The organism is Microbispora sp. H10670, from assembly GCF_014161385.1.
GTDB lineage: Bacteria > Actinomycetota > Actinomycetes > Streptosporangiales > Streptosporangiaceae > Microbispora > Microbispora triticiradicis.
The window spans coordinates 1-7,936 of sequence record NZ_JABBWW010000054.1; the positions used below are offsets into that span (position 1 = coordinate 1).

Consider the following 7,936-nt stretch of genomic DNA (forward strand, 5'->3'; position numbering starts at 1 on the left):
GCCACCGAGATCGGCACCTCCAAGGTCAACGCCGACCTCGCCCTGCGCACCCCCGTCGACGTCGCCGCCGGCGAATACCACTCCACCCTCACCCTCTCCCTCTTCAACCAGTCCTGACCCATCCGGGGTGTCCCGCGACGCGTGTCGCGGGGCACCCCGCTGCCGGGTGGCCGGAATGTCGGTGGCGGCGGCTACCTTCGTCGGCGACGGAAGGAGAGCATCCGATGGTCACAGCCGACGACGTCCGGCAGGTCGCGCGGGCGCTGCCGCGCACCGAGGAGGCACTGGTCCGCGACCACGTGAAGTTCCGGGTCAGGGGCATCGTGTACGCCTCCGTGTCCCCGGACGAGACCCTGATGGGCTTCGGGTTCCCCAAGGAGGAACGGGCGGCCCTCGTGGCCGCCGAGCCGGAGAAGTTCCTCATGCCCCTGCCCTCGGACGAGCGCTACCAGTGGGTCAGGGTCCGGCTGGCGGCCATCGACGTGGCCGAGATGCGGGAGCTCGTCACCGACGCCTGGCGGATGGTCGTCCCCAAGAAGGTGGCCGCCGCGTACGACTCGCTCTGACCCCCGCTCCGACCCTCGGCTCCGCTCAGACCCGGGCGCCGCCGTCGACCCGCAGGACGGCGCCGGTCACGAAGGAGGAGCGGTCGCTCAGCAGCCAGGCGGCGGCCTCGGCGATCTCGGCCGGGTCGGCTCCGCGGCGCAGCGGCGTCATCGCCGTGAGCCGCTCCTGGAGTCCGGGGGATCTGGCCTCCCACTCGCGGATCATCTCGGTGAGCGTGTTGCCGGGAGCGATCGCGTTGACCCGGATGCCCTCGGGGCCGTAGGTGACGGCGGCCGACTCGGTGAGGCTGTTGACCGCCCGCTTCATCGCGCCGTAGGCCGGCAGCTCGGGATTGCCGCCCCAGCTGCCGACGGACGAGTTGTTGACGATGGCGCCCGTGCCGGCGGTGGCCCGGATCGCCTCCACCTCGGCGACCATGGCCAGCCAGACGCCCTTGAGGTTCACCGCGTAGAGGTGGTCGAAGTCGGCCTCGGGCATCCCGTCCATCGGGCCGGGCCGCCGCTGGCCCGTCGCCCCGTTGTTGAAGGCGACGTCGAGCCGGCCGTACAGGTCCACGGCGCGGCTCACGGCGGCGCGCACACTGGCCGCGTCGGCCAGGTCGCACACCACGTGGTCCGCGGTGCCGCCCGCCGCCCGGATCTCCTCGGTCACCGTCTTGAGCTGGGCCTCCGTCCGGGCCGCGAGCAGCACGCGGGCGCCCTCCCGGGCGAACAGCCGCGCCGCCGCGGCTCCGATTCCGCGTCCGCCGCCGCTGACGAAGGCGACCTTGCCGGCCAGCAGGCCCGCACCGGTACGTGTGTTGTCCATGCGAAGAGCCTGCGCCGGTGGGCGCGGCCCATCCAGGCACCGGCGGTACCTGGATCGCCTCCGCGCCCCAGGCACACTGGAGGTATGGACCGACGAGAACTGGCCGCCTTCCTGCGCAGCAGGCGCGAGCGGATCAGCCCGGCCGACGTGGGACTGCCCGCCGGGACCAGGCGGCGCACCCCGGGCCTGCGCCGTGAGGAGGCGGCGCAGCTGGCGTTCATCTCGACCGAGTACTACACGCGGCTGGAGCAGGCCCGCGGTCCGCGCCCGTCCCGTGAGGTGCTGGCCGGGCTGGCCCGGGCGCTGCGCCTGTCGGACGCCGAACGCGCCCACCTCCACCACCTCGCGGGCGCCCCGGCCGCCCCGCCGCCGGGGCCCCCGCGGGAGGTGCGGCAGAGCATCCTGGACCTGCTCCGGAGACTGCCGCAGTCCGCCGCGTTCGTGACCTCCGCGACGCTCGAGGTGCTCGCGTGGAACGAGCTGGCGGCCGCCCTGATGGAGGACTTCTCGGCTCTGCCGAGGCGCGACCGCAACCTGGTGCGCCGCGTGTTCCTCGGGCCGCACCAAGGGGGACGGCGCCTGTACGGAGTCTCCGATGCCGACGCGTTCGCCCGCCACGCGGCCCGGCGGCTGCGCGCCGCCGCCGCCCGCTATCCCGGCGCGCCGGAGGTGACCGGGCTGGTGGACGAGCTCCTCGCGGGGAGCCCGGAGTTCGCCCGCCTGTGGGCGTCCCACGAGGTGGAGGGCCCGCCGACGCTGTGCAAGACCTTCCGGCACCCCATGGTCGGCCCGGTCACCGTCAGCTGCGACGCCCTCGACATCGCCGACCGCGACCAGCAGATGGTGATCTACACCGCCGTCCCCGGCTCGCCGTCCGAGGAGGCGCTGCGGCTGCTGTCGGTCATCGGCACCCAGCGGATGGACGCCCCTCGCTGAGCCGCGCCGTTCACGCCGCCTTATCGATGCCCACGGCCGTTCAGGACGACCCCGACATGATCCATAAGCGTGGGTGATGAATCCGTCGCGGCGGAACCGGGCGAGGGGAGGATGCGGGGCGTCCTGTTCGACGGAGCGAGGAGCCGTGATGACGTCGTCTTTTCCCGCATCGCCTTTTCCGGAATCGACCGTGCTGGGGTATCCGAGGATCGGGCCCGATCGGGAGTTGAAGCGGGCGCTGGAGGCGTACTGGGAGGGCCGTTCGGACCGCGCGGCCCTGGAGGAGGTGGCGCGGCGGCTGCGGGAGGACACCTGGCGGCGGCTGGCGGAGCTGGGTCTGGGCGGGTCGCCGTCGAACACCTTCTCCTACTACGACCACGTTCTCGACACGGCCGTGCTGCTGGGCGCGGTTCCTGAGCGCTACCGGCACGTCGACGACCTGGCCGCCTACTTCGCGATGGCCCGCGGCGCCGAGGGGCTGCCCCCGCTGCGGATGACCAAGTGGTTCGACACCAACTACCACTACATCGTCCCTGAGATCGGCCCGGAGACGGTCTTCTCCCTCGACGCCGCCAAGCCGCTCTCGGAGGTCCGCGAGGCTCGCGCGCTGGGCCTGGAGACGCGGCCGGTGCTGGTCGGGCCGGTGACGTTCCTCCTGCTGTCGCAGGCGGCGGCGGGAAGCCCGGACGGCTTCGCGCCGCTCGACCGGCTGGACGACGTGGTCGAGGTGTACGGACGCCTGCTGGGCCTGCTCGCCGCGGAGGGTGTCGGGTGGGTGCAGCTCGACGAGCCCGCGCTGGTCGCCGACCGGACTCCCGCCGAACTCGCCGCGGTCGAGGCGGCGTACGGCCGGCTCGGCGGGCTGGCGGAACGGCCCGCGCTTCTGGTCGCCGCCTACTTCGGGGACCTCGGCGAGGCGCTGCCCGTGCTGGCGCGGACGCCGGTCGAGGCCGTGGCCCTGGATCTCGTCCGGGGCACGCCCGGTGACGTGGGTCTCCTGGCCGGCAAGACGATCGTCGCCGGTGTCGTGTCGGGCCGGGACGTGTGGCGCACCGACCGGGACCGGGCACTGGCCACGCTGCACGCCGTACGGGAGCGGGCGGGACAGGTCGTGGTCGCCACCTCGTGCTCGCTCCTGCACGTGCCGTACGACGTGGAGCGGGAGACCGGCCTCGATCCCGCCCTGCGGGGCCGGCTGGCGTTCGCCGAGCAGAAGGTCGCCGAGGTGGTCGAGCTGGCGCACCTGCTCGTCGAAGAGCCCAGCGCCGACGTCCCCCGCCTCCCCGCGCCGCAGGCGCGGCCCTCCACGTCCGGGGCCCGGGTGACAGAGACCCGGGCGCCCTACGCCGTACGGGCGGCGGCGCAGGCCGAGCGCCTGAAGCTGCCGCTCCTCCCGGTCACCACGATCGGCTCGTTCCCGCAGACGGGGGAGCTGCGCCGGGCCAGGGCGGCGCTGGCGGCCGGGGAGATCGGCGAGGCGGCGTACGAGGACATGGTCCGCGCCGAGATCGAGCACGTCATCGCGGTGCAGGAGCGGCTGGGGCTGGACGTCCTCGTGCACGGAGAGCCCGAACGCAACGACATGGTGCAGTACTTCGCCGAGCATCTCGACGGCTTCGCCGTCACCCGGCACGGCTGGGTCCAGTCGTACGGCTCGCGCTGCACCCGGCCGCCCATCCTGCACGGCGACGTGCGGCGGCCGGAGCCGATGACGGTGCGCTGGGCGCGGTACGCGCAGTCGCTGACGAGCAGGCCGGTCAAGGGCATGCTCACCGGCCCGGTCACGATCGTGGCGTGGTCGTTCGTCCGCGACGACCTGCCGCTGCGCGACGTGGTCCTCCAGGTCGCCGGCGCCGTCCGAGAGGAGGTGCGCGACCTGGAGGAGGCGGGCATCGGGGTGATCCAGGTCGACGAGCCGGCCCTGCGCGAACTGCTGCCGCTGCGCCGGGCCGGGCAGGCCGCCTACCTGGAGTGGGCCGTCGCGGCCTACCGCTGGGCGACCTCCGGCGCGGGCGATCACACCCAGATCCACACGCACCTGTGCTATTCGGACGCCGACCAGATCCTCGCCGCGATCGACGCACTCGACGCGGACGTGACCAGCGTCGAGTCGGCCCGCTCACGTGGCCGGGTGCTCGCTGTGATGGCCGGCGGGGTCGCCGGTGGGGACGGCCGCGGCTTCGGCCGGGGGCTCGGCCCCGGGGTCTACGACATCCACTCGCCGCGCGTGCCGGGCGCCGACGAGGTGGAGCGGCTCCTGGAGGAGGCCCTGCGGGTGGTGCCCGCCGACAGGCTGTGGGTCAACCCCGACTGCGGCCTGAAGACCCGGTCGCACGAGCAGGTCGAGGCCGCGCTCGCCAACGTGGCCGAGGCCGCGGCCCGCCTCCGCGAGCGGCACACCCCTCGGTAGCGGCACACCCCTCGGTGAATGCACGGCCGAGGCCGTTCACCGCGGTAAGGCGGGACGCCGGGGCGAGACCAGGCCGGACTCGTAGGCGAAGACGACGAGCTGGGCGCGGTCGCGCGCGCCCAGCTTGGTCATCGCCCTGCTCACGTGGGTCTTCGCGGTGAAGGGGCTGATCACCATGTGGGCGGCGATCTCCTCGTTGGTGAGGCCGCGGGCGACCAGGGCGACGACCTCCCGCTCCCGGTTGGTGAGCGCGTCCAGGGTGGCCGCCGGCGCCGCGTCCGGCGGGCGGGAGACGTACTCGCTGATCAGTGTCCGGGTGACGGCGGGGGAGAGCAGGGCGTCGCCCCGCGCGGCGACCCTGAGGGCCTGGAGAAGCTCCACCGGATCGGTGTCCTTGAGCAGGAACCCGCTCGCGCCCGCCCGCAGCGCGTCGAAGACGTACCGGTCGAGGCCGTAGTTCGTGAGGATCACCACCCGCGTGGGGGCCAGCCGGGGATCGGCGGCGATCCGCCGGGTCGTCTCGATGCCGTCCATCACGGGCATCTGGATGTCGACGAGGGCGACGTCGGGCACGTGCCGCTCGGCCAGGGCCAGGCCCTGGGCGCCGTCGCCCGCCTCGCCGACCACCTCCACGCCGTCCTCGGCGTCGAGCAGCGCCCGGAAGCCCGCCCGGATGAGCGCCTGGTCGTCCACCAGCAGCACCCTGATCACGCCGCTCCCTCCCGCAGGGGAAGCTCGGCGTGGACGCGGAAGCCGCCCCCCGCTCCCGGGCCGGCCTGGATGTGCCCGCCGAGCGCGGACACCCGCTCGCGCATGCCGGTGAGTCCCACCCCCGGCTCATGTGCCGCGTCCGCGGCGCCGGTCCCGCCCCGGCCGTCGTCCTCGACGCGTACGACGAGGGCGTCCGGCTGGTAACCGACGTGTACGGAGGCCGACGCGGGCCCCGCGTGCCGGGCGACGTTGGTGAGCGCCTCCTGCACGATCCGGTAGGCGGCGAGATCCACCTCCGGCGGCAGGCGGCGGGGCGTGCCGGTGACCGCCAGCGTGGCGGGCACGCCCGCCGACCGGGCCCGCTCGACCAGCTCGCCGATCCGCCCGGCGCGGTCCTCCTCGCCGCCGTCCTCCTCGCCGGGCTCGCGCAGCACCTCCAGCGTCGCGCGCAGCTCACGCATGGCGTCCGCGCTCGCGTCCTGGATCGCCAGCAGCGCGGCCGGCACCTCCTCGCCCCGCTTGCGCGCCAGGTGGACGGCCACGCCCGCCTGCACCTTGATGATCGAGATGCTGTGGGTGAGCGAGTCGTGCAACTCCCTGGCGATGCGCAGCCGCTCCTCGCCCGCCCGGCGCAGCGCGACCTCCTCGCGGGTGCGCTCCGCCTCGGCGGCCCGCTGCTCGGCCTGGCGCAGGTACGCCCGGCGCTGCCGCGACACGATGCCCGCCACGTTGGCCGCGACGAACCAGCCGACCAGCAGACCGGTCCGGTCCAGGACCTCGCGCGGGGTCCGCGTGCCGAGGTCGGCCAGCTCCGCCAGCAGGGCGCCGCCGAGGTAGACCGCGCTCGCCGACAGCGCCCACACACGCCGCCCGGCACTCGCCGCCGAGTAGACGGTGATCAGGACGGGCAACGTGGGCGCGGTCTCCGGATACACCACCTGGGCGTAGCCGAACATGCAGGCCGTCGCGACGGCCATCGCCGCGACCGGCGCGGCCCGCCGCGCGGTCACGGCGGCGCACCCGCCCACCAGGAGGAGATAACCGATCACCCCCACCCGCGCCGGGCTGTTCGGGGCGCCGGGGATCAGGGTGCCGGCCACGAGCAGCGCCGCCAGGACGGCCGCCGCCGCCCCGTCCTCGGCGTACGGCCGCAGGCCGCGATCACGCTCCATGTCCCGAAGCGTAAACCGCGTCCGGTTCGTCCGCCTCCTCCCGGCGGACCCTTCGGGCGCTACTCCCGCTGGAGTACGCCGGGCCGTGTTCACTTGCCGGGGGAGCGGCCCGCGGACTCTCCCGCCGTACGACGACTCGGAGGGCCGTGACCGGCAGGATCGGCGCCGGACAGTTCAATCCCAGGGAGGCCGATATGCCGACGCCGTACCGCTATGTGACCCCCGTGCCCGTGGAGGCGGCCACCGGGCGGGTGGCGGAGGTCTACCACCAGATCGCCCGCGACTTCGGTATGACCCGGATGCCGCTCTTCCTGACGTTGTCGCCGGCGCCGGACGTGCTGGCCGCCACCTGGGCGCTGCTGCGCGAGTCGCTGCTCGTGGGCGAGGCGCCCAGGGCGGCCAAGGAGGTCGTCGCCGCCGGGGTCTCGCTGGCCAACGAATGTCCGTTCTGCGTGGACGCGCACACCATGCTCCTGCACGCGACCGGCGAGCACCGGCTGGCCGAGACGCTCGCGCGAGGCGAACGGCCGCCGGATCCGGAGCACGCGCGGCTCTTCGACTGGGCCACCGGCACGACCGGCGGCGGGCGCACGCCGCCGTGCCCTCCGGAGCAGGCCGCCGAACACATCGGCACCGCGCTCGCGTTCCACTTCATCAACCGCATGGTGTCGTCCCTGCTCACCGCCGACCTCCTGCCGGCCGGTCTGCAGCGGTCCCGGCTGGTGCGCCGCCTGGGCGGCGGAGCCCTGTCCAGAGCGGTGCGCCGGAGGCTGCCGCGCGGGGAGGCGCTGCCCCTGCTGCGCGGGCTGCCGGCGTACCGGGATCCCGGCTGGGCCGCGGGCGCGCCGATGGGCGCCGCGTTCGCCGCACTGCTGGCCTGCGCGGGAGAAGGGGCCGCCCTGCTGGACGACGAGGCGGTGGAGGCGGTCCTGGAGGCCGTCGCCGTCTGGGACGGCGGGCATCCCCCGCTGTCCGGGTGGCCGGCCGGGCCGCTCGCGGACGTCGCCCCCGCGCGGCGCCCGGCCGCCCGGCTCGCGCTGCTCGCCGCCCTCGCGCCGTACCGGGTGACCGACGCGGACGTCGCCGCGTGGCGGGAGGCCGGGCGCGGCCGTTCCGACGCGGACCTCGTACGGCTGCTGGCGTTCGGGGCGATCTCCGCCGTCGAGCGGGTCGAGGCGGGGGTCGCCGCCAGGGCTTAGGCCCGGCCTAGAAGATCACTGAAAATCTTGGTGAGGGCTGTCGGTGGAGGACATCAGGCGGTGGCTGACTTGAGAGCCCAGGCGCCGTCGGCGTGGGTGAGCCCGAGGTGGATCAACGTACGGAGGTTCAAGGC

General features: G+C 74.5%; 7 protein-coding genes. 4 read left to right on the forward strand and 3 right to left on the reverse strand.

Annotated elements, in window-relative coordinates:
- Window positions 1-224 precede the first annotated feature (224 nt).
- Window positions 225-566, forward strand: coding sequence for an MmcQ/YjbR family DNA-binding protein (locus HHX33_RS34200; protein ID WP_117408795.1), 342 nt, complete (start codon window positions 225-227; stop codon window positions 564-566).
- Window positions 567-591: 25 nt separating this feature from the next.
- On the opposite strand, the gene HHX33_RS34205 is transcribed toward HHX33_RS34200, so the two are convergent.
- The gene (locus tag HHX33_RS34205) at window positions 592-1,374 is read right to left on the reverse strand and encodes an SDR family NAD(P)-dependent oxidoreductase (RefSeq protein WP_182878184.1); all 783 of its coding nucleotides are present in this window, start codon (window positions 1,372-1,374) and stop codon (window positions 592-594) included.
- Window positions 1,375-1,458: 84 nt separating this feature from the next.
- On the opposite strand from HHX33_RS34205, the gene HHX33_RS34210 reads away from it, so the two are divergent.
- Complete coding sequence (locus HHX33_RS34210; RefSeq protein ID WP_182878185.1) at window positions 1,459-2,310, forward strand: helix-turn-helix transcriptional regulator; 852 nt, start codon at window positions 1,459-1,461, stop codon at window positions 2,308-2,310.
- Between the two features lie 148 nt (window positions 2,311-2,458).
- The gene (metE, locus tag HHX33_RS34215) at window positions 2,459-4,720 is read left to right on the forward strand and encodes a 5-methyltetrahydropteroyltriglutamate--homocysteine S-methyltransferase (protein WP_182878186.1); all 2,262 of its coding nucleotides are present in this window, start codon (window positions 2,459-2,461) and stop codon (window positions 4,718-4,720) included.
- 36 nt (window positions 4,721-4,756) lie between these two features.
- Here the strand turns inward: metE and HHX33_RS34220 are convergent, their stop codons facing one another.
- Both HHX33_RS34220 and HHX33_RS34225 read right to left on the reverse strand, forming a co-directional pair.
- Window positions 4,757-5,431 (reverse strand): response regulator, encoded by a 675-nt coding sequence (locus HHX33_RS34220; protein WP_182878187.1) that lies wholly within the window; start codon window positions 5,429-5,431, stop codon window positions 4,757-4,759.
- Window positions 5,428-6,603 (reverse strand): sensor histidine kinase, encoded by a 1,176-nt coding sequence (locus tag HHX33_RS34225; protein WP_182878188.1) that lies wholly within the window; start codon window positions 6,601-6,603, stop codon window positions 5,428-5,430. The genes HHX33_RS34220 and HHX33_RS34225 overlap by 4 nt, the downstream gene beginning before the upstream one ends.
- A 194-nt stretch (window positions 6,604-6,797) precedes the next feature.
- Between HHX33_RS34225 and HHX33_RS34230 the strand changes: the two genes are divergently transcribed.
- Complete coding sequence (locus HHX33_RS34230) at window positions 6,798-7,802, forward strand: carboxymuconolactone decarboxylase family protein (RefSeq protein ID WP_182878189.1); 1,005 nt, start codon at window positions 6,798-6,800, stop codon at window positions 7,800-7,802.
- Window positions 7,803-7,936: the final 134 nt, after the last annotated feature.

What these genes read in the sequence shown, in the direction of transcription:
- HHX33_RS34210 (WP_182878185.1), top strand. Translation starts at nt 1,459, where the DNA reads ATGGACCGACGAGAACTGGCCGCCTTCCTGCGCAGCAGGCGCGAGCGG.
- HHX33_RS34200 (WP_117408795.1), top strand. Translation starts at nt 225, where the DNA reads ATGGTCACAGCCGACGACGTCCGGCAGGTCGCGCGGGCGCTGCCGCGC.
- metE (WP_182878186.1), top strand. Translation starts at nt 2,459, where the DNA reads ATGACGTCGTCTTTTCCCGCATCGCCTTTTCCGGAATCGACCGTGCTG.
- HHX33_RS34205 (WP_182878184.1), bottom strand. Translation starts at nt 1,374, where the DNA reads ATGGACAACACACGTACCGGTGCGGGCCTGCTGGCCGGCAAGGTCGCC.
- HHX33_RS34230 (WP_182878189.1), top strand. Translation starts at nt 6,798, where the DNA reads ATGCCGACGCCGTACCGCTATGTGACCCCCGTGCCCGTGGAGGCGGCC.
- HHX33_RS34225 (WP_182878188.1), bottom strand. Translation starts at nt 6,603, where the DNA reads ATGGAGCGTGATCGCGGCCTGCGGCCGTACGCCGAGGACGGGGCGGCG.